Source organism: Shinella sp. WSC3-e (assembly GCF_945994535.1).
GTDB lineage: Bacteria > Pseudomonadota > Alphaproteobacteria > Rhizobiales > Rhizobiaceae > Shinella > Shinella yambaruensis.
Genome location: NZ_OZ000530.1, coordinates 972,596 through 995,627 on the forward strand (window position 1 = coordinate 972,596; position 23,032 = coordinate 995,627).

Annotated in this window: 24 protein-coding genes and 1 tRNA gene; 11 read left to right on the forward strand and 14 right to left on the reverse strand. The window is 66.7% G+C overall.

Going from position 1 to position 23,032, the window contains the following annotated elements; all coding sequences use genetic code 11:
- Positions 1–7: 7 nt before the first annotated feature.
- From AABF56_RS04890 to topA, 4 genes are all read right to left on the reverse strand, one after another.
- On the reverse strand, positions 8–670 hold the full coding sequence (locus AABF56_RS04890) for an NUDIX hydrolase (RefSeq protein ID WP_244765805.1): 663 nt from the start codon (positions 668–670) through the stop codon (positions 8–10).
- Positions 667–1,116: a DUF983 domain-containing protein gene (locus tag AABF56_RS04895; protein ID WP_272807438.1), complete on the reverse strand. Its 450-nt coding sequence runs from the start codon at positions 1,114–1,116 to the stop codon at positions 667–669. The genes AABF56_RS04890 and AABF56_RS04895 overlap by 4 nt, the downstream gene beginning before the upstream one ends.
- Positions 1,117–1,198: 82 nt before the next feature.
- Positions 1,199–3,550: a ribonuclease R gene (rnr, locus tag AABF56_RS04900; RefSeq protein WP_272805108.1), complete on the reverse strand. Its 2,352-nt coding sequence runs from the start codon at positions 3,548–3,550 to the stop codon at positions 1,199–1,201.
- A gap of 4 nt (positions 3,551–3,554) precedes the next feature.
- Entirely contained in the window at positions 3,555–6,203 is a 2,649-nt protein-coding gene (gene topA / locus AABF56_RS04905) for a type I DNA topoisomerase (RefSeq protein ID WP_272805109.1), read from the reverse strand.
- Between the two features lie 319 nt (positions 6,204–6,522).
- Between topA and AABF56_RS04910 the strand changes: the two genes are divergently transcribed.
- Positions 6,523–6,777, forward strand: coding sequence for a hypothetical protein (locus AABF56_RS04910; RefSeq protein WP_272805110.1), 255 nt, complete (start codon positions 6,523–6,525; stop codon positions 6,775–6,777).
- On the opposite strand, the gene dprA is transcribed toward AABF56_RS04910, so the two are convergent.
- The 4 genes from dprA to AABF56_RS04930 all read right to left on the reverse strand — a co-directional run bounded on the left by dprA (position 6,709) and on the right by AABF56_RS04930 (position 10,909).
- Positions 6,709–7,860: a DNA-processing protein DprA gene (dprA, locus tag AABF56_RS04915; protein ID WP_272805111.1), complete on the reverse strand. Its 1,152-nt coding sequence runs from the start codon at positions 7,858–7,860 to the stop codon at positions 6,709–6,711. The genes AABF56_RS04910 and dprA overlap by 69 nt on opposite strands.
- 2 nt (positions 7,861–7,862) lie before the next feature.
- On the reverse strand, positions 7,863–8,468 hold the full coding sequence (gene plsY / locus AABF56_RS04920; RefSeq protein WP_272807439.1) for a glycerol-3-phosphate 1-O-acyltransferase PlsY: 606 nt from the start codon (positions 8,466–8,468) through the stop codon (positions 7,863–7,865).
- Positions 8,469–8,678: 210 nt separating this feature from the next.
- Positions 8,679–9,971: a dihydroorotase gene (locus AABF56_RS04925; protein ID WP_272805112.1), complete on the reverse strand. Its 1,293-nt coding sequence runs from the start codon at positions 9,969–9,971 to the stop codon at positions 8,679–8,681.
- Entirely contained in the window at positions 9,968–10,909 is a 942-nt protein-coding gene (locus AABF56_RS04930) for an aspartate carbamoyltransferase catalytic subunit (RefSeq protein WP_244765799.1), read from the reverse strand. Before AABF56_RS04930 ends, AABF56_RS04925 begins: the two co-directional genes overlap by 4 nt.
- A gap of 171 nt (positions 10,910–11,080) precedes the next feature.
- On the opposite strand from AABF56_RS04930, the gene AABF56_RS04935 reads away from it, so the two are divergent.
- A complete protein-coding gene (locus AABF56_RS04935) occupies positions 11,081–12,733 on the forward strand; it encodes an acyl-CoA dehydrogenase family protein (RefSeq protein ID WP_244765798.1) in 1,653 nt (550 codons plus the stop codon).
- Here AABF56_RS04935 and AABF56_RS04940 read toward each other — a convergent pair.
- Positions 12,715–13,650 (reverse strand): AEC family transporter, encoded by a 936-nt coding sequence (locus tag AABF56_RS04940; RefSeq protein WP_272805113.1) that lies wholly within the window; start codon positions 13,648–13,650, stop codon positions 12,715–12,717. The two genes, AABF56_RS04935 and AABF56_RS04940, sit on opposite strands and share 19 nt — an antisense overlap.
- Before the next feature lie 210 nt (positions 13,651–13,860).
- Between AABF56_RS04940 and AABF56_RS04945 the strand changes: the two genes are divergently transcribed.
- Both AABF56_RS04945 and AABF56_RS04950 read left to right on the forward strand, forming a co-directional pair.
- Positions 13,861–13,992 (forward strand): hypothetical protein, encoded by a 132-nt coding sequence (locus AABF56_RS04945; RefSeq protein WP_272805114.1) that lies wholly within the window; start codon positions 13,861–13,863, stop codon positions 13,990–13,992.
- Complete coding sequence (locus AABF56_RS04950; protein ID WP_272805115.1) at positions 13,989–14,315, forward strand: DUF6105 family protein; 327 nt, start codon at positions 13,989–13,991, stop codon at positions 14,313–14,315. The genes AABF56_RS04945 and AABF56_RS04950 overlap by 4 nt, the downstream gene beginning before the upstream one ends.
- Here AABF56_RS04950 and ruvX read toward each other — a convergent pair.
- Together ruvX and AABF56_RS04960 are read right to left on the reverse strand one after the other, a co-directional pair.
- Entirely contained in the window at positions 14,261–14,746 is a 486-nt protein-coding gene (ruvX, locus tag AABF56_RS04955) for a Holliday junction resolvase RuvX (RefSeq protein ID WP_272805116.1), read from the reverse strand. The genes AABF56_RS04950 and ruvX overlap by 55 nt on opposite strands.
- Before the next feature lie 11 nt (positions 14,747–14,757).
- Positions 14,758–15,054: an alkylphosphonate utilization protein gene (locus AABF56_RS04960; protein WP_272805117.1), complete on the reverse strand. Its 297-nt coding sequence runs from the start codon at positions 15,052–15,054 to the stop codon at positions 14,758–14,760.
- A 117-nt stretch (positions 15,055–15,171) separates the two neighbouring features.
- Here AABF56_RS04960 and AABF56_RS04965 point away from each other — a divergent pair, with 117 nt between their 5' ends.
- The 7 genes from AABF56_RS04965 (at position 15,172) to AABF56_RS04995 (ending at position 21,037) form a co-directional block, all read left to right on the forward strand.
- Positions 15,172–15,876, forward strand: coding sequence for a metal-dependent hydrolase (locus AABF56_RS04965; protein ID WP_272805118.1), 705 nt, complete (start codon positions 15,172–15,174; stop codon positions 15,874–15,876).
- 289 nt (positions 15,877–16,165) lie between these two features.
- The gene (gene gatC, locus AABF56_RS04970; protein ID WP_272805119.1) at positions 16,166–16,453 is read left to right on the forward strand and encodes an Asp-tRNA(Asn)/Glu-tRNA(Gln) amidotransferase subunit GatC; all 288 of its coding nucleotides are present in this window, start codon (positions 16,166–16,168) and stop codon (positions 16,451–16,453) included.
- Positions 16,454–16,456: 3 nt separating this feature from the next.
- Positions 16,457–16,921: a GNAT family N-acetyltransferase gene (locus AABF56_RS04975; protein WP_272805120.1), complete on the forward strand. Its 465-nt coding sequence runs from the start codon at positions 16,457–16,459 to the stop codon at positions 16,919–16,921.
- An 18-nt stretch (positions 16,922–16,939) separates the two neighbouring features.
- Positions 16,940–18,421: an Asp-tRNA(Asn)/Glu-tRNA(Gln) amidotransferase subunit GatA gene (gene gatA / locus AABF56_RS04980; RefSeq protein ID WP_272805121.1), complete on the forward strand. Its 1,482-nt coding sequence runs from the start codon at positions 16,940–16,942 to the stop codon at positions 18,419–18,421.
- A gap of 256 nt (positions 18,422–18,677) precedes the next feature.
- Positions 18,678–18,751, forward strand: a tRNA-OTHER gene (locus tag AABF56_RS04985).
- Between the two features lie 484 nt (positions 18,752–19,235).
- Positions 19,236–20,381, forward strand: coding sequence for a slipin family protein (locus tag AABF56_RS04990; protein ID WP_272805122.1), 1,146 nt, complete (start codon positions 19,236–19,238; stop codon positions 20,379–20,381).
- Between the two features lie 143 nt (positions 20,382–20,524).
- Entirely contained in the window at positions 20,525–21,037 is a 513-nt protein-coding gene (locus AABF56_RS04995; protein ID WP_272805123.1) for a GNAT family N-acetyltransferase, read from the forward strand.
- 34 nt (positions 21,038–21,071) lie between these two features.
- Here the strand turns inward: AABF56_RS04995 and AABF56_RS05000 are convergent, their stop codons facing one another.
- The 3 genes from AABF56_RS05000 to AABF56_RS05010 all read right to left on the reverse strand — a co-directional run bounded on the left by AABF56_RS05000 (position 21,072) and on the right by AABF56_RS05010 (position 22,953).
- The gene (locus AABF56_RS05000; protein ID WP_272805124.1) at positions 21,072–21,329 is read right to left on the reverse strand and encodes a YjhX family toxin; all 258 of its coding nucleotides are present in this window, start codon (positions 21,327–21,329) and stop codon (positions 21,072–21,074) included.
- Between the two features lie 191 nt (positions 21,330–21,520).
- Positions 21,521–22,423 carry an NAD(P)/FAD-dependent oxidoreductase gene (locus AABF56_RS05005; RefSeq protein ID WP_272805125.1) on the reverse strand — a complete coding sequence of 301 codons (903 nt, stop codon included), beginning with the start codon at positions 22,421–22,423 and terminating at the stop codon, positions 21,521–21,523.
- Between the two features lie 86 nt (positions 22,424–22,509).
- Positions 22,510–22,953 (reverse strand): Rrf2 family transcriptional regulator, encoded by a 444-nt coding sequence (locus AABF56_RS05010; RefSeq protein WP_064329819.1) that lies wholly within the window; start codon positions 22,951–22,953, stop codon positions 22,510–22,512.
- Between the last annotated feature and the right edge of the window lie 79 nt (positions 22,954–23,032).

Sequence of the window (23,032 nt, forward strand, 5' to 3'; positions counted from 1 at the left end):
TCGATCCTCAAAGAAGGTCCCGAAGGAGGCGCCCGCGCTGGGTGTGGTACAGCGGCACGGCTCTTCCGAAGGGCAGAGACTTGTCTTCCTGAAGGCTTTTTCGAAGCTCTTCAAGGATCAATACGGTTATGTCGGGCATCTCGATGCCCTTGTGGTCAAAAATATCGACCCAGCGCAGGTCTTCCAGCTCGTGGCTCGCCGTCGCGCCGGCCGGATCGACGCCCGCCTCGTCGGTGAAGAGCGTGAAAAAGCGCGTGTCGAACCGCCGCACCATGCCGGCCGGCGTGATGGCGCGGGCGAGGAACCTGAGGCCGGAGAGGTCGGGACGGAAGGGCAGGGCGCTCGGCGCCGGTTCGGCAAGCGGCGTACCGACGGAAATGCCGGCTTCCTCGTAGAGTTCGCGCAGCGCCGCCACGCCGAGGGCGCGCAGGCGCGAATCGGAACAGCGCGTGCCGCTGCGCAGCGCCAGCCGCTCGCAGGCCTGCGGGTTCAGCGGATTGGCGACGGGAACGAGGCGGTCGCCCGCATCGCGCCGTCCGCCGGGAAAGACATAGACGTCCGGCATGAAGACGTGCTTGCTGCTGCGCCGGCCGACGAGCACGCGCATGCCCTCGCCAGACCGGTCGAGGAGCAGGATCGAGGCTGCATCGACGGGCCGGACGGGCGTCATGCCGTCCGGTCGCCGTAGGCGGACGTGGTTTCCGCTTCGGTTTCTTCCGGCTTGGCGCCGAAGCCGTGCATCTTCAGCGCCCATTGCAGGCCGATGGCGCCGCCCTTGATCGGCTGGAGCAAAAGAAGCGAGAGGATGACGGTGATCGGCGCCCAGATGGCCAGATGCTGCCAGGTGGTGAGCGGCCAGACGAGGTCCGTCGCCATGTAGCCGCCGAGCACGACATGACCGACGATGGTGATGACGAGATAGGGCGGCAGGTCGTCGGCGCGCTGGTGCGTATAGTCCTCGCCGCAGGCCGCGCAGTGATCGACGGGCTTGACGAAGGACTTGAACAGGCGGCCGGAACCGCAGGCCGGGCAGCGGTTCAGCATGCCGCGCTTGATGGCACGGCCGAGCGGGCGTTCCGCAGGCGTGTCGGCCGGGTTGTCGCCGAAATGCTGCATGCCGCCGTTGGTGTCGTTCGCCTGCATGTCCATGTCCTTCCCGCCGGCGCCTTCTCCGGCTGTTTTCTTCCTGCTGCGGCGCTCAGCGTCTTCCGCGCGGCGGGCGCGTGCCCGGCTGGCGGCGCGAGGCGCCATCCTTGCGCCGGCCCGACTTGTGGAAGGAGCGCACCGCCGTCGGCATCTTGCGTCCCTCGCTGATCATGTCGAACCGGAGAGAGCCGGCCAGCGGCACCGCTTCCGCGAGCTTGACGCGCACCGTGTCGCCGAGGCGATAGCCGAGCCCGGTCTTCTCGCCGGAAAGCGCCTGATGCGCCTCGTCATAGATGTAATAGTCGCGTCCGAGCATAGATATAGGCACGAAACCGTCGGCACCATACTCCGGCAGGGTGACAAAAAGTCCCGCCTTGGTGACGCCCGAGACGCGGCCGTCGAACTCTTCGCCGATGCGCCCGGCAAGGTGATGGGCGATCAGCCGGTCGACCGTATCGCGCTCGGCCGCCATGGCACGGCGCTCGAAGGTCGAGATTTCCGCGGAAATGTCGTCCAGCGCGGCCTCCTCGTCCGGCGTGATGCCGCCTTCGCCGAGCCCGAGCGAGCCCACCAGCGCCCGGTGCACGATGAGGTCCGCGTAGCGGCGGATCGGCGAGGTGAAATGGGCGTACCGCATCAGGTTGAGCCCGAAATGGCCGATGTTTTCCGGGCTGTAGATCGCCTGGCTCTGCGAGCGCAGCACCATCTCGTTCACCATCTGCTCGAAGGGCTTGTCCTTGGCTTTCGAAAGCACGCCATTGAAATGGTTGGAGCGCATGCTGCCGCCCTTCACCAGCGTGATGTCGAGCGTCTGCAGGAACTCGCGCAGCACCTCCTGCTTGGCGAGCGAGGGCGCGTCGTGCACACGGTAGACGAGGACCTGCCTCTTCTTCTCCAGCGTCTCGGCGGCCGAGACGTTCGCCTGGATCATCATCTCCTCGATGAGCTTGTGCGCATCGAGCCGCGGCGGCACGAAGACCCGGTCGACGGTGCCGTCCTCCTTCAGGAGGATCTTGCGCTCGGGCATGTCGAGCTCGAGCGGCTGGCGGCGGTTCAGGCCGACCGTCATGATCCGGTAGGCGTCCCACAGCGGCTTCAGGATCGTCTCGAGGATCGTACCGGTCTTGTCGTCGGCCGCGCCGTCGATGGCAGCCTGCGCCTGCTGGTAGGAGAGCTTTGCCGCGCTCTTCATCATGATGCGATGGAAGGTGTGGCTTGCCTTGCGGCCTTCATGCGAGAAGACCATGCGCACGGCGAGCGCCGGGCGGTCGACGCCTTCCTTCAGCGAGCAGAGGTCGTTGGAAATGCGCTCCGGCAGCATGGGCACCACGCGGTCCGGGAAATAGACCGAGTTGCCGCGCTTCAGCGCCTCGCGGTCGAGCGCCGATTTCGGCCGCACATAGTAGCTGACATCGGCGATGGCGACGGTGACGATCACGCCGCCCGGATTGTCCGGGGAGGGATCCGGCTCGGCGAAGACGGCGTCGTCGTGGTCCTTGGCGTCGGCCGGGTCGATGGTGATGAGCGGCAGGCTGCGCCAGTCCTCGCGGTGCGCCATGGTCGCGGGCCCTGCGGCCTCCGCCTCGCGGATCACCGCGTCGGAGAAGATATAGGGGATGCCGTGGGAATGGATGGCGATCATCGAGATCGCCTTTTCCGAGGCGACGGAGCCGATCACGCCCTTGATCTGCGCGCGCGGCAGGCCGTAGCGGCCCATGCGCACGACATCGATCTCCACGAGGTCGCCGTCCCTGGCGCCTGCCGTGAACTCCGCGTCGACGTCCATCTCCTCGCCGCGCCGGTCGATCGGCATGATGCGCCCGCCGCCGCCCGCCATGGCGCGGAAGACGCCCATGCCGGAATTCTTCTTCTTGTCGAGAACCTTGATGACCCGCGCCGTATAGGCCGGACCGCCGCGCTCCTTCGCCGGGAAGATCTTCGCCAGAACGCGGTCGCCGAGACCGGCGACGGGCGCCTTGTCCCTGCGCACGCCGCCCGACTGGCGGATCAGCACGGCAGGCGCGACGCCCGCATCGTCAAGCCATTCCGCCGGGCGGCCGATCAGCTCGCCGTCGATATCGCGCGTCGTGATGTCGAGAACGGTGACGGGCGGCAAGGCGCCGGGGCGGACGAGCGACTTGCGCCGCTTCTCCAGGAGCCCGTCCTCCTCGAAGGATTTCAGGAGCGCCTTCAGTTCCACGCGCGCCTCGCCCTTCAGGCCGAAGGCCTTGGCGATCTCGCGTTTCGATGCCTGCTCCGGATGCTCGGCGATGAAGCGCAGCAGCACGTCGCGCGGCGGGATGACGCCATGGATGATCGGGATGTTGTCTGCCGGCGGCACGTCACGGCCCGCGCGGCCGGGCCGCTTGGATTGTCCTGCCCGGCTGCGTGGTTCTCTCGTCATGCCGTCAGGCCTTCTTTGCCTTGGATGCGGCCTTGGCCTTGGGCGCCGCCTTCGGCTTTGCGGCCTTGGCATCGTCGGATTTTGCCGCCTTGGTGGTCTTCGTCGCCTTGGCCTTGCCCTTGATGGGCGTCTTGCCGGCCTTGTCGGCGATCAGCACGAGCGCCTCCTCCAGCGTGACGCTGTCGGCGGCCTTGCCCTTCGGCAGCGTCGCGTTGACCTTGCCCCAGTTCACATAGGGGCCGTACTTGCCGTCCCGCACGGTGACGGGGCCGCCGTCGGGATGGTCGCCGAGCGTCTTCAGCGCAGCGGGTGTGCCGCGCGAGCGGCCGCCGGGACCCTTGGACTGCTTGTCGGCGATCACCGAGACGGCGCGGTTGAGGCCGATCGAGAAGACGTCCTCGACGCTTTCGAGGTTGGCATAGCCGCCGTCGTGCAGCAGGAACGGGCCGTAGCGGCCGATGCCGGCGGAGATCATCTTGCCGGTTTCCGGATGCTGGCCGATATCGCGCGGCAGCGAGAGCAGGGCAAGCGCCTTCTCGTGGTCGATGCTCGCCGGCGTCCAGCCCTTCGGCAGGCTGGCGCGCTTGGCCTCCTTGCCGTCGCCGCGCTGCACATAGGGGCCGAAGCGGCCGGTGCGCAGCGTGATGTCCTCGCCGGTATGCGGGTCCTTGCCGAGGTTCTGCGGCTCGTTGGAGGCGGCGGCGTCCGCATCCGAGCCGTTGTCGGCGGAAAGCTGGCGGGTATAGTTGCATTCCGGATAGTTCGAGCAGCCGACGAAGGCGCCGAACTTGCCGAGCTTCAGCGAGAGCTTGCCGGTGCCGCAGACCTGGCAGATGCGCGGATCGCTGCCGTCCTCGCGCTTGGGGAAGACGAGCGGCGCCAGCTCTTCGTTGAGCGCGTCGAGCACATTGGTGACGCGCAGCTCCTTGGTATCCTCGATCTGCGCGAAGAAATCCTTCCAGAAATCGCGCAGGACCTGCTTCCAGTCGAGCTCGCCGGCCGAGATCTTGTCGAGCTTTTCCTCGAGGTCCGCCGTGAAGTCATATTCGACATAGCGCGTGAAGAAGCTTTCCAGGAAGGCGGTGACGAGACGGCCCTTGGCTTCCGGGATCAGCTTGCGCTTGTCGATGACGATGTATTCGCGGTCGCGCAGCGTGGCGAGCGTCGCGGCATAGGTCGACGGGCGGCCGATGCCGAGCTCCTCCATCTTCTTGATGAGCGAGGCTTCCGAATAGCGCGGCGGCGGCTCGGTGAAATGCTGGGTGGCGTTCACCTTCTGCTTGGTGACCGTTTCCTTCGCATTGATCTCCGGCAGGCGGCCGCCATCCTCGCCGTCGTCCGATTGCTCGCCGTCTTCCTTCTGGTCGGTATAGGCGGCGATGAAGCCATCGAAGCGGATGACCGAGCCGGTGGCGCGCAGGCCCGCCTTGCGCCCGCCATTGTCCGCCTCGATCTCGACCGTCGTGCGCTCGATCTCGGCGGAGGCCATCTGGCTGGCGATGCCGCGCTTCCAGACGAGGTCGTAGAGCCTCAGCTGGTCGGGATCGAGATAGCGTTTCACCTGGTCGGGCGTGCGGTCGAAGGAGGTCGGGCGGATCGCCTCGTGCGCTTCCTGGGCGTTCTTCGCCTTGGTGGAATAGAAGCGGGGCTTTTCCGGCACGTAGCGCTCGCCGAACTGGCTGGCGACGGCACGCCGGGCGGCGTCGATCGCCTCCGGCGCCATCTGCACGCCATCGGTACGCATATAGGTGATGAGACCGACCGTCTCGCCGCCGATGTCGATGCCCTCATACAGCTTCTGCGCGACCTGCATGGTGCGCGATGCCGAGAAGCCGAGCTTGGAGGAGGCGGCCTGCTGCAGCGTCGAGGTGGTGAAGGGCGGTGCGGGATTGCGCTTGGTGGGCTTGGCCTCGACGCTTTCGACGCGGTAGGCCGCGCCGTCGAGCAGCGCCTTGAGGCGGTTCGCCTCCTCGCCATTGCCGATCGACCGCGCCTGGAGGCGTTTGCCCTCCGCCGAAACGAGGCGGGCCTCGAACTCGTCGCCGCGCGGGGTCTTCAAGAGGGCGGAGAGGTTCCAGTATTCTTCCGAGACGAAACGCTCGATTTCGGCTTCGCGGTCGCAGACGAGGCGCAGCGCCACCGATTGCACGCGGCCGGCCGAGCGGGCGCCCGGCAGCTTGCGCCACAGCACGGGCGAAAGGTTGAAGCCGACGAGATAGTCGAGCGCGCGGCGGGCGAGATAGGCGTCGACCAGCGAGATGTCGATGTCGCGCGGGTTGCGCATGGCGTCGAGCACGGCCGACTTGGTGATGGCGTTAAAGACGACGCGCTTGACCGGCTTGTCGCCGATCACGCGCTTCTTCTTCAAGACATCGAGCACGTGCCAGGAGATGGCCTCGCCTTCGCGATCCGGGTCGGTCGCGAGAATGAGGCCATCGGAGGACTTCATCGCGTCGGCAATGTCCTTGATGCGCTTGGCCGAGGCGCTGTCCACTTCCCAGGACATCTCGAAATCCTCGTCCGGGCGCACGGAGCCGTCCTTGGCGGGCAGATCGCGCACATGGCCGAAGGAGGCAAGCACCTTGTAGCCGGGGCCGAGATACTTGTTGATCGTCTTGGCCTTGGCGGGCGATTCCACAACTACAACATTCATCGTCATTTCTCTGATACCGGGAGCGCGCGCGGGAATGCGCGGCGAAAGGGCGCTCTTGCGCCGGAAAGTCGTGTCTCGACATGAACAGACAAAGCGTCCGGGTCAAGAGGTAGGGGTGAAATTAGTGGGATACAACGAGTTGCAACCAAAACGAGATAATTTAGATGTTGCACTTATAGATGCAAGTCATATACGCTGAAATGCAACCTATGCGATATAATTCAGGTGTTGCAATTATGGATAATCATTGTATCGTCTTCTGGGCGTAGGAATTGCAACCTAACGGTGATTCTGAAATCCCTGGGACAACGGAAAAGCTATGAACTCGAAACCTTCCAAGCCCGCGCTTCCGCCGCATACCGCAGAGGAGAACATCGCCTACACACGTCAGATGTTGGGCGAGTTGCGCACGGTCGCGCACAACGAGGGCGCCGACATGCTGCGCTATTTCATCGAGATGGCCTATGTGGAGGCGGGGGATATCCTGGCCGGCCTGCGGCCGCTTTCAGTCCGGGCTCATCGAGACCCGGCCGTCGGCATGCCGCTGAAGCCGGCCGGCAAGATCAAGTTCTAGGAGGACGAGGTAGACGCTCGCCGCCGCGATGCCGGTATGGCGGATGATCTCGTCGATCTCGGCCGGCACCTGGCTCAGCGCCTCCGCGATGCGCTCCCGTTCGCCGTCGCTCGGCGGCAGCCTGAGGGTCGGCGGCACGTCCTCCGCGGGTTCGCCGGCCCCCGGGCGCGGGGTGAAGAGGTCGGGTTCGCAGAGCGGCCGCAGCCCCTCCAGCACATCCTCCGGTGCCGTCACGATCGTCGCGCCGTCCTTGAGCAGGCCGTTCGTGCCCTCGCAGCGCGGATCGAGCGGCGAGCCGGGCACGGCGAAGACCAGCCGGCCGAAATCCGCCGCGTTGCGCGCGGTGATCAGCGAGCCGGAGCGCACCGCCGCCTCCACCACCACCAGGCCCAGCGACATGCCGGCGATCAGCCGGTTGCGGCGGGGAAAGTCCCGGGCGCGGGGCTCCCAGCCGAACGGCATCTCGCTGACGGCAAGGCCCTGTCCCTCGGTGAGTTCCGCCAGCAGGCCGATGTTTTCCGGCGGATAGGGCTTGTCGAGGCCGCCGGCCATGGCCGCGATCGTGCCGGTATCGAGGCTGGCGCGGTGGGCGGCCGTGTCGATGCCGCGGGCAAGGCCGGAAACGATGGAATAGCCCGAGCGGCCGATCTCGCGCGCCAGCAGGCCGGCGAATTTCACGCCGGAAATCGAGGCGTTGCGCGCGCCGACGATGCCGACGCCCGGTGCCGCGGCAGCGGTCCGGTTTCCCTTGACGGCGAGAAGCGGCGGCGCGCCGTCGATCTGGCGCAGCAGCGGCGGATAGTCCGGCTCGCCGATGCCGACGAAGGCCGCGCCGTGCCGTTCGGCGATTTCCAGCTCGCGTTCGGCCTCGGCCCTGCTGGCGACGCGGATGCTGCGCGACGCGCCGCCACGGCGGGAAAGTTCCGGCACCATGTCCAGCGCCGCTTCGGCGCTGCCGAAATGGTTGATGAGCTCGCGAAAGGTGACCGGCCCGACATTGTCGCTGCGGATGAGCCGCAGCCAGGCGATCCTCTGTCGGTCCGTCAGCGCAATTCCCCTCGTCGTTGCGCTGCGCTCGTCCATCTCTATCCCTTGCTGCCGATCTTGCTTTCCGTGCCGCCGAGCAGGCGGCTGATATTGGCGCTGTGCTTCCACCAGGTGATCACCGTGAGGAGGGCGAACAGCAGCGCCACCTTCTCGTGGCCGAGAAACCACAATACAACCGGAGATACGATGGTTGCAACCAGGGCGGAGAGGGACGAATAGCGCGTCAGATAGGCGACGCCGACCCACACGGCGGCGAAGACGGCGAGCATGACAGGCACGAGGCCGAGCAGCAGGCCGACATAGGTCGCGACCCCCTTGCCGCCCTTGAAGCCGAGCCAGACGGGAAAGAGATGGCCGAGGAAGGCGGCAAGGCCCGCCGTAAGGCCGGCATCGAGCCCCCAGCGCGAGGCGATGGCGGTGGCGGCCGTGCCCTTTAGGGCGTCGAGCAGCAGGGTCGCCGCGGCGAGTTTCCTGTTGCCGGTGCGCAGCACGTTCGTCGCGCCGATATTGCCGGAGCCGATCTGGCGCACGTCGCCGAGCCCGGCCATGCGGGTGAGGATCAGGCCGAAGGGGATGGAGCCGAGGAGATAGCCGAAGGCGAGGGCGGCGAGCGTCGGCAGGACGCCGAGCTGCCAGGTGAAGATGTCGGACACGTCAGTTCCCCCGTTCCAATGTCTGCATGCGGGGCGTGGATCCTCGGGTCGAGCCCGAGGATGACGGAGAGGGGAGGTGCTACCGACCCCATCAAACGGTCCGGCAGGGGCAACGTTTCTCAACGTCTTCCGATCTTCCTTCTTCCGTCATCCTCGGGCTCGACCCGAGGATCCACGCTCTCCGCCGGACCGATGTCCCTTTCAGTCCAGCGAATACACCCGTTCGCCGGCAACATAGGTGCTAATCGCGCGTCCCGTAAAGCGGGCATCTTCGAAGGGCGTGTTCTTCGAGCGCGAGACGAAGCGGTCCTTGGTGGCGAGCCAGGGCTCGTCGGGATCGATCAGCACGATGTCGGCGCGCGCGCCGGGCGAAAGCGTGCCGGCGTCAAGGCCGAAGATCTGCGCCGGCCGTGTCGAGAGCGCATCGAGGAGCCGCATCAGCGGAACCTCGCCGCTGTGATGCAGCCTGAGCGCCGCCGCCAGCATGGTCTCGAGGCCGATCGCGCCATCGGCCGCGTCCGCGAAGGGCAGGCGCTTGGTGTCGACGTCCTGCGGGTCGTGCGAGGAAACGATGATGTCGATCTCGCCGCGGGCGAGTGCGTCGACCATGGCCTTGCGGTCGTCCTCGCCGCGCAGCGGCGGGGAGAGCTTGAAGAAGGTGCGGTATTCGCCGATGTCGTTCTCGTTCAGCGTCAGGTGGTTGATCGAGATGCCGCAGGTGACGTCCGCGCCGCGCTCCTTCGCGCGCTTCACCGCTTCGGCCGATTCCGGCACGGAGATCTGCGCCGCATGGTATTTGCCGCGCGTCAGGCCGGCGATGCGCAGGTCCCGTTCGAGCGGGATCAGTTCGGCCTCGCGCGGGCTGCCGGAAAGGCCGAGCCAGCTTGCGAGCAGCCCCTCGTTCATCACGCCGCCGGCGCCGAGATACTTGTCGCGGGTTTCGAGCGCGATGACGCTGCCGAATTCGCGGGCATAGGTCATGGCCCGGCGCAGCACCTGCGCATTGTGCATCGGGTTGCGGCCGTTGGTGAAGGCGACGGCGCCGGCGTCCTTCAGGAGGCCGAATTCGGTCATCTCCTCGCCGGCAAGCCCCTTGGTGAGGGCCGCGGCGGGGTGGATGTTGACGATGGCCTTGTCGCGGGCGTTCTTCAGCACGAATTCGACGAGCGCGATGTCGTCGATGACGGGATCGGTGTCCGGCATGGTGATGAAGGTGGTGACGCCGCCGGCGGCCGCCGCACGGGAGGCCGATTCGATCGTCTCGCGGTGTTCGGCGCCGGGTTCGCCGACAAAGACGCGGGCATCGACGAGGCCGGGGGCGGCGATGAGGCCGCGACCGTCGACGATCTCGGCGCCTTCCGGTGCGCCCTGGTTCTGCGCGCCGCTGCCGATGGCGGCGATCCTGCCGTTCTCGATGACGATGGAGCCCTTTTCGTCCAGGTTGCGCGAGGGGTCGAGGATGCGGAGGTTTTTCAGGACGGTGGTGCGGGTCATGCGCGGACACCCTGGTTCTGCGAAACGAGAAGCGTTTCCATCACGGCCATGCGGACGGCGACGCCCATCTCGACCTGCTGCTCGATGACGCTCTGCGGCCCGTCGGCGATCTCGGAGGCGATCTCCACGCCGCGGTTCATCGGCCCGGGATGCATGACGAGCGCATCCTCCTTCGCCGCCTTGAGCTTTTCCGCGTCGAGCCCGTAATAGTGGAAATATTCGCGCACCGAGGGCACGAAGGCGCCGGACATGCGCTCGCGCTGCAGGCGCAGCATCATCACGACGTCGGCATCCTTCAGGCCTTCCTCCATGGAGTGGTAGACCTCCGCGCCCATGTCGGCGATGCCGGAAGGAAGAAGCGTCGCAGGCGCGACGACGCGCACGCGCGCGCCCATGGCGTTGAGCAGCAGGATGTTCGAGCGGGCGACGCGCGAATGCAGCACATCGCCGCAGATCGCGACGATGATGCGCGAGAGCTTGCCCTTGGCGCGGCGGATGGTCAGCGCGTCGAGCAGGGCCTGGGTCGGATGCTCGTGCTGGCCGTCGCCGGCATTGACCACCGAGCAGGAGACTTTCTGCGCCAGCAGCGCGGCGGCACCGGCGGAGGAGTGGCGCACGACCAGCACGTCCGGGTGCATGGCGTTCAGCGTCATCGCCGTATCGATCAGCGTCTCGCCCTTCTTCACCGAGGAATTGCCGACCGACATGTTCATCACGTCGGCGCCGAGGCGTTTTCCGGCAAGCTCGAAGGAGGATTGCGTGCGGGTGGAGGCTTCGAAGAACAGGTTGATCTGCGTCAGGCCCCGGAGGGTCGACGTTTTCTTCTCCCGCTGCCGGGAGATTTTCACCGCCTCGTCGGCGCGGTCGAGCAGGTGCGTGATCTCCTGCTCCGTCAGGCCCTTAATGCCGAGAAGGTGGCGATGCGGAAAGAAGTCCATGAAACTCCGCCTCAACTGTCGTGGATACGCGGGGTCTATAGAGGGTCGGTTCCCCCGCGGCAAGGCGAAGCGGCGGCAAGGCCGCGCATTCCCACGCTTTTGTGAAGCCCGGGGCGCCGGCGGCCGCAAGGCCCCGTTTCGCCCCGCCGCGACTTGGGCTAGAACCCGCTCATGACTCGCGACAAGACGACCGAACAGAAACTCGCCGATCTCAACCAGCCGCCGCTCTGGTCGGGCATCAACGCCTATCGCTCCGACCCACTGCTGGTCGATGCCACCGACGCCATGCCGAAGGGCCTGCGCGACGAGTTCGACGCGATCGGCCGTTCCGTGACCTCGCCGGAAGCGCAGGAACTCGCCCGTATGGCGAACGAGGGCGTGCCGCAGCTGCGCACCCACGGCCCGCGCGGCGAGCGCCTCGACGTCGTCGACTACCACCCCGCCTGGCACGCGCTGATGCGCCGCTCCATGGCGAGCGGCCTGCATTCCTCGCTGTGGGAGAATGTGCCGGACGAGAAGGGCAGGGCGCACAAGGCGCGCGCGGTGCGCTTCTACCTGACCGCCCAGCTCGAATGCGGCCATCTCTGCCCGCTGACCATGACGAGCGCCTCGGTCGCGGCCCTTTCCGTCTCGCCGCAGGTGCAGCGCGAATGGGGCCGGAAGATCCTGTCGCGCAAGTATGACAGCACCAACAAGCCCGCCATGCAGAAGAGCGCCGTCACCATCGGCATGGGCATGACGGAAAAGCAGGGCGGCACGGATGTGCGCGCCAACACCTCCACCGCCGAGCGCGTCGGGGAGGGCATCTACCGGCTTTCCGGCCACAAATGGTTCATGTCGGCGCCGATGAGCGACGGTTTCGTCATGCTCGCCCAGACGCGCGAGGGCGTCGGCTGCTTCCTCGTGCCGCGCCTCCTGGAGGACGGCTCCAGCAACGGCCTGCGCTTCCAGCGCCTGAAGGACAAGGTCGGCAACCGCTCCAACGCCTCCTCGGAGGTCGAGTTCTCCGAAACCTTCGGCTTCCTGCTCGGCACGCCCGATGCCGGCATCCGCACCATCCTCGACATGGTGACGCTGACGCGGCTCGACTGCGCGCTGGCCTCCTCCGGCATCATGCGCGCCTCGCTCGCAGAAGCCGTGCACCATACGCGTGGCCGCACCGTCTTCGGCAAGCCGCTGGTCGCCCAGCCGATCATGACGCGCGTGCTTGCCGACATGGCGCTCGACGTCGCAGCCGCGACCGCGCTCTCCCTGCGCCTGGCGGAGGCCTTCGACAAGGCGCGCGACAGCGCCGAGGATGCCGCCTATGCCCGCATCATGACGCCGGTGACGAAATACTGGTGCTGCAAGATCGCGCCCGCTCTCATCTACGAGGCGATGGAGTGCATCGGCGGCAGCGGCTATGTCGAGGAGCGGCCGATCGCCCGGCATTACCGGGAGGCGCCGGTCAACGCGATCTGGGAAGGCTCGGGCAATGTCATGGCGCTCGACCTGATGCGCGTCATCGGCCGGGGCAGGGACCTGTTCGAGATGCTGTTCGCCGGGCTTGCCCGCGATCTCGGCCCGGCCGGCAAGAAGACGGCCGACGTGCTGCGCGCGGCGCTGTCGCTCTGCGAGCGCGACGAGGGGGCGGCCCGCATGCTGGTCGAGCAGCTGGCGCTTGCCGCCGCCGCGGCCGAGCTCTACCGCGCCGGTGCCGGCCGCATCGCCGATGCCTTCCTCGAGACGCGCCTCGCCTCGGGCTGGCGTTCGACCTACGGCATGCTCGATTCGCGCTTCGATTCGGCCTATATCGTCGACCTGCTCTATCCGCCGGCAAGGTAGGCGGTCGCGGCCAGCACGACCGGGATCGTGAAGAACGAGGCGATCGTCTGCAGCGTGGCGACGGCGGCATAAAGCGGCGCGTCGCCGCCCATCTGCTTGGCCAGCACATAGCCGTTCATCGCCGTCGGCACGCTCGCCCCCATGGCGATCGTCAGCAGCGGCTCGCCGCGCATGCCGAGGACATAGGCGGCCGCCGTCATGACCAGCGGCATGAACACGAGCTTCAAGGCGACCGGCAGCAGCGCCAGCGGCCGGGGTTTCAGCGCATCGGCAAGCTTCAGCCCGGCACCGACCATGATCAGGCCGAGGCTGAGCGAGGTGCCGGCGACGAGTTCCGCCGCCTGCATCAGCGGCGCGTAGACCGGGATTTCCAGAAGGTTGATGGTGACGCCGAGCACCGAGCCGATGATCATCGGATTGGTGACGATTTTCTGCGCGAATGTCCTGAGGCTGCGCGTGCCGCCGCCGAACCAGACGAGAATGCCGATATTGTAGAGGTTGATCGGGATGATGATCAGCGTGGCGACCAGCGCGACCAGCGCAAGGCTTTCCGGCCCGTAGAGCTTTTCGGCGATGGCAAGCGCGATGAAGGCGTTCCAGCGCGTCGAGGTCTGGTAGACCGAGGTATAGGCGGCACCCGAGACGCCGGCGGCGCGAAAGAGCGGCCAGGCGAGCGCCAGCAGCAGCGCGATGAAGCTCAGCGAGCCGATGGAGCCGAGCGCCACGCTGCCGGCGGCGATGCCGGAAAACTCGGCCTTGGCGAGCGTCGTGAAGAGCAGGCATGGAAAGAGCACGAAGAAACCGAGCTGCTCGAGCCCGTTCCACATGTCGCGGTCGATCAGCCGCCAGCGCTTGAGAAAAACCCCCAGCACGACGAGCAGGAAGACGGGAAGGATGCTTTCGAAGATGGCGAGCATGGGAACCGGGGCGGGCGAGGAAATGGTCGCTGCTCATTCCACGCCTTGGGCGGGCTTGCAAGGCTTGCCCGCGGCGGGACCCGTGTGGAAATTAACCTTAATGAAGGGTTTGCGTTGCGCGGACAGGGTTAACGGGTGAAGGTGCCGTTTACCTGGTGTTAACCATGTGAGCGAGTGCAGCCTATGGCCAGAACGGCCCGGATTTCGGTCATGACGACCCTGTTTTGTTTTGCGGCGGTGGATATCGTCGTTCCGCTTCTCGTCATCGCCGCGGGCGTGGCGGTCAGCGAGATCGTCTTTGCGGCCGGCGACCTTCTCGCACCGAAGAGGAGGGCGGCATGAAGTGGTTCCTGATTCTCTGGGCCGGCCCCATCGCGCTGCTCGGCAGCTGGTACGGGCTTTCCTATTACGACATGAGCTTCGGCTTCTTCATGCTGACGCGCGATGCGCATGACCTGGTGTTCCAGATCTACGGCCATATCCTCGGTATCCCGCCGGAGGACCTGCCGCCGCTGGTGCTGCGCGCCATCATCGTCGACAGCTTCCTCGTGCTCGGCATCATCGCCTTCCGGCGCCGCGGGAAGATTGCCGCCTGGTGGCAGGCCCGCCGTCAGTCCGCGCCCGCCGCCCTTGCCAGCGACGAGAGCCTGTCCAGCGCGCCCTGAAGGATGAAGGAGGCGGCGGCCGAATCGATGCGTTCGGCCCGCTTCCTGCGCGACACGTCCATCTCGATCAGCGTGCGCTCCGCCGCCACCGTCGACAGCCGCTCGTCCCAGAAGACGAAGGGAATGTCGGTCTTCTCGGCCATGGAGCGCACGAAGGCGCGTGTCGCCTGGACGCGCGGCCCGGCGCTGCCGTCCATGTTCATCGGCAGGCCGATGACGAAGGCGGCGACCTTCTCCTGGGCCGCGAAGGCCAGCAGCACCTCGGCGTCCCGGGTGAACTTCACGCGTTTCAGCACCGGACGCGGCGTCGCCAGCCGCCGGCCGAGATCGGAGACCGAAAGCCCGATGGTCTTCGTGCCGAGGTCGAGGCCGGCGATCGGCTGGCCGGGCGCGAGCGTTGCGGCCAGTTCTTCCAGTGTCAGCGTTGCCATGAAGGCCCCTCTCAGCGCTTGCGTACGAATTCCGTGCGCAGGACCAGGCCCTTGATGGCTTCATGCCGGCAGTCGATCTCCTCCGGATTGTCGGTGAGGCGGATCGACTTGATCACCGTGCCCTGCTTCAGCGTCTGGCCGGCGCCCTTCACCTTCAGGTCCTTGATGAGCACGACCGAATCGCCATCGGCAAGCACGGTGCCGCTGGCATCGCGCACCTGGTTCTGCGCCGCCTTCTCCGCGGCGATTTCGGATGCCGGCCGCCATTCGCCGGTCGCTTCGTCATAGATATAGTCGTCGTCGCTCATGGCGGCTCCTTGCATGTTGCTCCATCTTCAAGGCCACGCTTATAACGATCCGGCGATGGATGGAAACGGCCTTCTCCGGTTCTATATTGCGCCAAGGACCCCAACGGGAGAACAAGCATGAAAATCACCTGGCTCGGCCACTCCGCCTTCCGGATCGAAACGGCGAAAGCCAGGATCCTGATAGACCCGTTCTTCACCGGCAATCCCGCCTTCGACGAGGCGACCCGCAAGGACGCGGTGGCGGGCCTTACCCATATCCTGCTGACCCACGGTCACGGCGACCATGTCGGCGATACGATCAAGATCGCGAAGGAGACCGGCGCGACCGTGCTCGCCAATGCGGACCTTGCCGCCTGGCTCGGCGCCAAGGGCGTGGAAAAGGTCGACATGGGCAATACCGGCGGCACCGTGCAGTTCGATGGTTTCTCGACCACCTTCGTCAATGCGCTGCATTCCTCCGCGCAGATCACCGAGGACGGCGTCTCCCATTCGCTCGGCAATGCCAACGGCCTCGTCCTGCATTTCGAGGACGAGCCGACGCTCTATCACATGGGCGACACCGACATCTTCTCCGACATGGCGCTGATCAACGAGCTGCACCAGCCGGAAATCGGCCTCGTGCCGATCGGCGACCGCTTCACCATGGGCGGTGCCGTCGCGGCGCTCGCCTGCCAGCGCTTCTTCACGTTCGACACGGTCATCCCCTGCCACTACGGTTCCTTCGGCCTGCTGGCGCCGACGGCCGATCTTTTCGTCAAGGCTATGGACGGTGCTTCGGCGAAGATCGAGGTGCCGGGCGTCGGCAGCGTGGTCTCGCGCTGAGGGGCGGCCGCTCATCCGGCCTGCCGACCACCTTCTCCCCGCAAGCGGGGCGAAGGAGACCTGTAGCGCGCTCTTTCCGACCAATGCCCGTTCGCATGGGCCGTTCCCTTTCCCCGCTTGGCGGGAAGAGGGCTAGGGTGAGGGGCAGGATGCCCGTCTGATTCCATGCTTTGCGACGCGCATGCCGGCAGGCAGGCGGGGGACTTGTCGGCAAATGCGGCCATTCCCCCGTTGCGCCCCTTGGGCTTGGTCAGTATAGCGGGTAGAAATTTCTGAGCGGAGACCACCCATGTCCGTAGATCTAGCCACCGTGAAGCGCGTCGCGCGCCTTGCCCGCATCGCCGTCAGCGAGGAAGAGGCAAACCGCATGACCGGCGAGCTGAACGGCATCCTCGGCTTTGTCGAGCAACTGTCCGAAGTCGATGTCGACGGCGTCGAGCCGATGACCTCCGTCACGCCGATGGAAATGAAGAAGCGCCAGGACATCGTCAACGACGGCAACAAGGCGGATGCCATCGTCGCCAATGCGCCGGCCTCCGAGCGCAACTTCTTCCAGGTTCCGAAGGTGGTGGAGTAGTCCTTGGCCGTCACCCTCGCCATCGAGAGCCCGCTTGACGAAGAGGTTCGCGCGCTGGTCGCGGAGCTGAACACCGTCCTGCTCGCGCTCTCGCCGCCGGAGGCCTGCTACCACCTGACCGTCGAGCAGATGGCCGAGCCGACCGTGACGGTCTGGATCGCCCGCGACGAGGGGACCGTCGTCGGCTGCGGCGCGCTGAAGCGCCATTCCGCGACGGTGGGCGAGGTGAAGCGCATGTTCACCCGGCCGGACTGGCAGGGGCAGGGCATCGGCCGGCGCATCCTTGGTGAGATCCAGGCCGCCGCCGAACGGGAAGGGCTGGAAACGCTCGTGCTCGAAACCGGCGACCGCCATCCGGCCGCCTGGGCGATTTACGAGAAGGCGGGCTTTACCCGCTGCGGCCCCGTGCTCGACTACCCGGATTCACCCTATTCCATATTCTATCAAAAGCAGCTTCGCGCTGCCTGACCCGAAGTGACCGCACCCATGACCGATCTGACCCGCCTGACCATTGCCGAAGCCCGCGAAAAGCTCGGCGCCAAGGAGATCACCGCCGTCGAGCTGACGGATGCCTATCTCGGCGCGATCGAGGCGGCGAACCCGACGATCAACGCCTATGTCGCCGTGACGCCGGAAAAGGCGCGCGACATGGCGAAGGCCTCCGACACCCGCATCGCCGCCGGCAAGGCCGGCGCGCTGGAGGGCATCCCGCTCGGCATCAAGGACCTGTTCGCCACCGAGGGCGTGCACACCCAGGCCTGCAGCCACATCCTCGACGGCTTCAAGCCCAGATACGAATCGACCGTCACCCAGAACCTCTGGAACGACGGCGCCGTCATGCTCGGCAAATTGAACATGGACGAGTTCGCCATGGGCTCCTCCAACGAGAGCTCCTATTACGGCGCGGTCAAGAACCCGTGGCGGGCGAAGGACTCCAATGCCGACCTGGTGCCGGGCGGCTCGTCCGGTGGCTCGGCGGCGGCCGTCGCCGCGTTCCTGTGCGCCGGCGCGACGGCGACGGATACCGGCGGCTCCATCCGCCAGCCCGCCGCCTTCACCGGCACCGTCGGCATCAAGCCGACCTATGGCCGCTGCTCGCGCTGGGGCATCGTCGCCTTCGCCTCCTCGCTCGACCAGGCCGGCCCCATCGCCCGCGACGTGCGCGATGCGGCGATCCTGCTGACGTCCATGGCGAGCGTCGATGCCAAGGACACCACCTCGGTCGACCTGCCGGTGCCGGATTACGAAGCCGCGCTCGGCCAGTCGCTGAAGGGCATGCGCATCGGCATTCCGCGCGAATACCGCGTCGAAGGCATGCCGGAGGAGATCGAGGCGCTCTGGCAGCAGGGCATCGCCTGGCTGAAGGAGGCCGGCGCCGAGGTCGTCGACATTTCCCTGCCGCACACGAAATACGCGCTGCCGGCCTATTACATCGTGGCGCCCGCCGAGGCCTCGTCGAACCTTGCCCGCTATGACGGCGTGCGCTACGGCCTGCGCGTCGACGGCAAGGACATCGTCGACATGTACGAGAAGACCCGCGCGGCCGGCTTCGGCCAGGAGGTCAAGCGCCGTATCATGATCGGCACCTACGTGCTGTCGGCCGGCTACTACGACGCCTACTACCTCCAGGCGCAGAAGGTCCGCACGCTGATCAAGCGCGACTTCGAGCTCGCCTTCAATGCCGGCGTCGATGCGATCCTGACCCCCGCGACGCCGTCCTCCGCCTTCGGCATCGCCGACGAGGAGCTCGCATCCGATCCCGTCAAGATGTACCTGCAGGACATCTTCACCGTCACGGTGAACATGGCGGGCCTGCCGGGCCTTTCCGTGCCCGCCGGTCTCGACCACAAGGGCCTGCCCCTCAGCCTCCAGCTCATCGGCAAGCCCTTCGAGGAGGACGTCCTCTTCAAGACCGCGCATGTCATCGAAAAGGCAGCCGGCCGCTTCACGCCGGCCAGGTGGTGGTAAGGGGCTTTCAGCTCCCTCATCCGCAGCCGCGGGCTCACGGTTTCGATCGCCCGATCGTGTCGTAACGGCAACACCTGCCGTTACGACAGGCGCGCCTGCGCCTTTTTCGCTTGATCCTTCCCGAAGTCGAGAATAAACGCGCCCTCCCGGTCGTTCAGCCGGTGCGGATGTCAACGGATGGAGTTTTTCCGCTCCTCCCGCGCGCGGCGGCCCTGCCGTCGTCGTGTACGGATGCCGCACCGAGAAGACTGGTATTGCGGACCTAGCTCAGTGGCAGAGCACCGGACATTCCTCCGGAGGTCGCGGGTTCGATTCCCGTTGTCTGCTCCATTGGATAGCTCAGTGGTAGAGCATCAGACTGTTACTCTGACTGTGGAAGGTTCGAATCCTTCTCCAAACAGCCTTCCAAGCTGTCTTACATCCGGTCCGGGGACCGGACTGCGGACGGCGGACCGCAAGCGGGCCGAAAGGCGCACGTGCGGAAAGCCCGACGCCGGACGTCTGCGGTCCGGTTCGCGGTGATGGTCAAGCCGCCTTCCGGCCGGCAAGGGCGCTGTGGCGCCCGCGCCCGCCGAAGGGCCGCGCGATCCTCTCCCGAAAACCCGCCGCCGGTGGCCGTCAGCCGGTTCCCGGATCATGCCTGTTGAAAGATACCCCGCCCGCAGGTTCCCCGGGCGATCCGGGTTTCCTCGGGAACTGGCAAGGGAAGCGAAGCCTGCTTTGGTTCGCGGCATCCCGCCGCCGATGCCAATCGAAACCAACGACGAAAGGACGATCGGTTCATGACGTAGCGTATGACCGAAGGAGCAGAACGATGACGATATTTCTCGATAGGATCCGGGGGCGCAAGCGCGTCCTCGTGAAGGCAAACGAACGGGTGCTCGCCCTCTACAGGGGAGAGATCCTCGGCATTTTCGGCGCGGGCGAACACATCCTGCCGAACCGCCGCGGCATGCTGGAGCTGGAGCGTCACGACGTGAACCGGCCGGCCTTCGTCTCGGCCTACGAGAAGCCGCTGTTCGACAGGCTCCCGGAGGTCGCGCAGCGCGAGCTGACGGTCTTTCGCACGAACGCCCGCGAGGTGGCCGTCGTCGAGCGCGACGGCGAGCTCCACGCGGTTCTTGCGCCGAACCAGAAGCTTACGGTCTGGAACGCGGCAGGCCCGTGGACCGAAACGCGCGTCGATCTTGCCGGCGGGCTCGATGTCGATCCGGAGCTGATGCGCCGGCTGACGCGGGCGCGCCGCCTGGAACTCGTCACGGCCTTCATGGTCAATGACGGGCAGGTCGGCCTGCTGACCGTCGACGGGACGCACCAGCGCATGCTGGAGCCGGGTCTCCACGCCTTCTGGAACGTCGGCCGGACGATCCAGGTGCGCGTGGTCGACCTCAAGCGCCAGTCGCTCGACGTCACCGGTCAGGAGCTGCTCACCCGCGACAAGGTCACGATCCGGGTAAACATCGCTGCCGAATACCGCGTCGTCGAGCCGCTGAAGGCCGTGTCGGAGGTCAAGGACTTCGCGGATGCCCTCTACCGGGCGCTGCAGTTCGCCTTCCGCCAGACGCTCGGCACGCTGACGCTCGACCAGATCCTCGAACGCAAGGTGACGGTCCATGCGGAGGCGGCCGAGAAGGTCCGCGCCGACATGGCGGCGATCGGGGTCGAGGTCTCGGCCATCGAGCTCAAGGACGTGATCCTGCCGGGCGAGATGCGCGACATCCTCAACCAGGTCGTCGCTGCGGAAAAGCAGGCCGAGGCCAACGTCATCCGCCGCCGCGAGGAAACGAACGCCACCCGTTCGCTCCTCAACACGGCGAAGGTGATGGCGGAGAACCCGGTCATGCTGCGGCTGAAGGAGCTGGAGGCGCTGGAGGCCATCGCCGGCAAGGTCGAGCGCCTGACCATCCACAACGGGACGGCGGGCCTGATGAACGACCTCGTGCAGCTCCGCGACAAGTAGGGGATCGCCCGGCCGGAAGGCCGGGCGGTTCCGTTTGTGCCGGCATTCGCCCCTTTCTCCCCATCATCTCCGTGGATAGCCGTGCGCCTCCCTCGCCAAGTCTTTCCGGCAGTGCTTTCATGGCAGCGGAAAGGACTGCCCGCATGATCGCCGTTCGCAATGCCCGTGAGGACGATGTTCCGGCTCTCGTCGAAATCGGCGTCCGGGCCTGGGAACAGGCCGTCGTCGGGGTCGCCGACCTCCAGGTGCGGCGCGACTATGCCCGCAATGCCTTCCAGCAGTTCCTCGCCCGCCACTGGCTGCGGGTGAGCGTCGCCGAAGTCGAGGGCTGGCCGGCGGGATGGGCGTCGCGCGAGGCGCTGGACGACGAGATCAGCGACCTCTGGATCGACCCGCCGCAGCAGAAGAAGGGGCTCGGCGCTGCCTTGCTCGCCGCCATGGAGGCGGAGATCGTCGCGGCGGGCTTCGAGGCGGCGCGCCTGCAGACGCATGCCCGCAACACGGTGGCCGTCGGCTTCTTCCAGAAGCACGGCTATAGCGTGAACTGGCTGTCCATCGACTATTCGGAACGGCTCGACCGCGACGTCGAATCAGTCGGCCTGCGCCGGCAGCTCGTCGCGGACGCGCCGGTCGGCTACGGGCCGGGCGGGTTCTGAGGGGAGGCGGGCTTTCGCCGCGCCTCCCGCCGGTTCACTGGTTGTCCTGCTGGGAACGTACCAGCTCCAGGCCGCGCTGCGTGATGCGGTACGGCCTGCCGCCGGAGGAGGCGATGCACCGCCGGCGTTTCAGCTTGCGGAAGAGGTCGATGTCGAGGCCGTTTGCCCGCCAGCCGTCCCGCGTGATGCAGACGACCGTCATGATCTTCCGGTTGTCGTCTTTTTCGATGTCGATCCTGCCGCCCTGGGCGAGCAGGTGGAGAATGCGCTGTTCGGCGCGCGAAATGTCCATTGTCTTGAGAATCCGTCCGGCGTTCGGATGAACGCGAAAAAACGTTCCGCCACCCGGGAGTGGCGGGGTTCATCGTTTTTCCAGACCCTGCGCGCAAGCTTAGCGGGCAGGGTCCTCAGCGGGTCTCAGACGAGTTGGACATCAAAACTCCATTTGCGGATGCCCCGGAATAGCCGGGGCATCCGCAAAGGTCAATGTGCCGGCCAGATCAGGGAATGATGCAGGAAGACGGCGGTCTTCACTCCGTTGGCCGCGGCAAGCGAGATGTTCGCCGGCCCGAGCGCGATGTCGCCGGCCGCATAGAGGCCGGGCAGCGAGGTCTGGCCGGTGTCGTCGGTGTGGAGGATGTTGCCGATCGGCGTTTCCTTCAGCGTCAGGCCGCGCTCGGCCGGAATGGCGCTCCGCACCCGTGCCTCCGGCATCACGAAGAGCGCCTTGACCAGGGTCGGGATGCCCGGCCCCGTCTCGACGGACAGCATGCCGTCCGGCCCGTCGGCGATGGCGGTGACGCGGCCCGGCCGGAGCTTCACATTGCGTTCGGCAAGCACCGCAAGGGCCGCATCGTCCGGTTCCGGCGCCATGTTGGTGAAGAGCGTGACATTGCCCCAGTCGGCGACCACCGCCGCAAAGCGCGCCGCCTCGGCCGTGCGCGCCAGGACGCCGACCGGGCCGCCGCCAACCTCGTAGCCATGGCAATAGGGGCAATGCAGCACCGTCTTGCCCCACCGTTCGGCAAGGCCGGGGATCGCCGGCAACTGGTCCTCGAAGCCGGTGGCAAGCAGCACGCGGCGCGCCTCGATCCGCCCGCCGTCGCCGGCGACGACGGAGAAGGCGTCCTTCTCGCCCTCCAGCCGCTCGGCCGGCACGTCGCGGAAGGTGACGGTCCCGTAGGCGGCAAGCTGCCGGCGGGCATCGGCGAGGATGTCGCGGCCCGGCCGGCCGTCCTGGGCGAGGAAGCCGTGCGAATGGGCGGCGAAGCGGTTGCGCGGCTCGCCGGTGTCGAGAATGGTGATGCGGCGGCGGGCGCGGGCGAGCTGCAGGGCGGCGGAGAGGCCGGCAAAGCCCCCGCCGATGATGATGGCATCTTCGGTCATGGTTCATCCTTTCTTTGGAACGTGCGGCATCGCGCACCCGAGAGGTCTCGGTCGTTCGATGCAGGGTATCGGGAGGGCGTTCCCGCTTAGCCGGTATCGGCCCGGCAGCGTTTCGCCGCCACCCGGAAATCGGCGGCGAGGTCTGCCAGCGTCGTGCCGGCGAAGCGCGCCATCAGGATCGCCTCGGCATCCTTCAGCGCCTCGCCGATCACCCGGTTGACGGATTGCTCGACAACGCAGCCCGGCATCTCCGTCGCCGGGCCGATCTGGAAGACGATCGGCTCGCCGAGCGCGTTGTAGATGTCGAGCAGCGAGATGTCGGCGAGCGGCCGGGCAAAATGCCAGCCGCCGCCATGGCCGCGGCCGGACTGCACGATGCCGGCCTCGCGAAGGCCGGCCATGGTGCGCCGGACGACGACGGCGTTGGTGTCGAGGCAGAGCGCAAGGTCGTCCGAGGTCATCGGCGCCTCGCGCTCGGCCATGTGCATGAGGGCGTGAAGCACGGCGGAAAGGCGGCTGTTTCTTTTCATGTAACAATAATAGTTACGAATCGTCCTGCCTGTCAACCGGCGCCCGGGGGAAGAGGGGCCGGATATGCGGCAAAGCCTT

Bases quoted from the DNA above. Each gene is read 5' to 3' on its own strand.
- AABF56_RS05000 (WP_272805124.1), bottom strand. From the start codon at position 21,329: ATGGACATTTCGCGCGCCGAACAGCGCATTCTCCACCTGCTCGCCCAG.
- AABF56_RS04995 (WP_272805123.1), top strand. From the start codon at position 20,525: ATGATCGCCGTTCGCAATGCCCGTGAGGACGATGTTCCGGCTCTCGTC.
- ruvX (WP_272805116.1), bottom strand. From the start codon at position 14,746: ATGGCAACGCTGACACTGGAAGAACTGGCCGCAACGCTCGCGCCCGGC.
- dprA (WP_272805111.1), bottom strand. From the start codon at position 7,860: ATGGACGAGCGCAGCGCAACGACGAGGGGAATTGCGCTGACGGACCGA.
- gatA (WP_272805121.1), top strand. From the start codon at position 16,940: ATGACCGATCTGACCCGCCTGACCATTGCCGAAGCCCGCGAAAAGCTC.
- AABF56_RS04895 (WP_272807438.1), bottom strand. From the start codon at position 1,116: ATGCAGCATTTCGGCGACAACCCGGCCGACACGCCTGCGGAACGCCCG.
- AABF56_RS05005 (WP_272805125.1), bottom strand. From the start codon at position 22,423: ATGACCGAAGATGCCATCATCATCGGCGGGGGCTTTGCCGGCCTCTCC.
- AABF56_RS04950 (WP_272805115.1), top strand. From the start codon at position 13,989: ATGAAGTGGTTCCTGATTCTCTGGGCCGGCCCCATCGCGCTGCTCGGC.
- AABF56_RS05010 (WP_064329819.1), bottom strand. From the start codon at position 22,953: ATGAAAAGAAACAGCCGCCTTTCCGCCGTGCTTCACGCCCTCATGCAC.
- AABF56_RS04940 (WP_272805113.1), bottom strand. From the start codon at position 13,650: ATGCTCGCCATCTTCGAAAGCATCCTTCCCGTCTTCCTGCTCGTCGTG.
- AABF56_RS04945 (WP_272805114.1), top strand. From the start codon at position 13,861: ATGACGACCCTGTTTTGTTTTGCGGCGGTGGATATCGTCGTTCCGCTT.
- AABF56_RS04910 (WP_272805110.1), top strand. From the start codon at position 6,523: ATGAACTCGAAACCTTCCAAGCCCGCGCTTCCGCCGCATACCGCAGAG.
- AABF56_RS04990 (WP_272805122.1), top strand. From the start codon at position 19,236: ATGACGATATTTCTCGATAGGATCCGGGGGCGCAAGCGCGTCCTCGTG.
- AABF56_RS04965 (WP_272805118.1), top strand. From the start codon at position 15,172: ATGAAAATCACCTGGCTCGGCCACTCCGCCTTCCGGATCGAAACGGCG.
- AABF56_RS04930 (WP_244765799.1), bottom strand. From the start codon at position 10,909: ATGGACTTCTTTCCGCATCGCCACCTTCTCGGCATTAAGGGCCTGACG.
- AABF56_RS04890 (WP_244765805.1), bottom strand. From the start codon at position 670: ATGACGCCCGTCCGGCCCGTCGATGCAGCCTCGATCCTGCTCCTCGAC.
- topA (WP_272805109.1), bottom strand. From the start codon at position 6,203: ATGAATGTTGTAGTTGTGGAATCGCCCGCCAAGGCCAAGACGATCAAC.
- AABF56_RS04925 (WP_272805112.1), bottom strand. From the start codon at position 9,971: ATGACCCGCACCACCGTCCTGAAAAACCTCCGCATCCTCGACCCCTCG.
- AABF56_RS04935 (WP_244765798.1), top strand. From the start codon at position 11,081: ATGACTCGCGACAAGACGACCGAACAGAAACTCGCCGATCTCAACCAG.
- gatC (WP_272805119.1), top strand. From the start codon at position 16,166: ATGTCCGTAGATCTAGCCACCGTGAAGCGCGTCGCGCGCCTTGCCCGC.
- AABF56_RS04960 (WP_272805117.1), bottom strand. From the start codon at position 15,054: ATGAGCGACGACGACTATATCTATGACGAAGCGACCGGCGAATGGCGG.
- rnr (WP_272805108.1), bottom strand. From the start codon at position 3,550: ATGACGAGAGAACCACGCAGCCGGGCAGGACAATCCAAGCGGCCCGGC.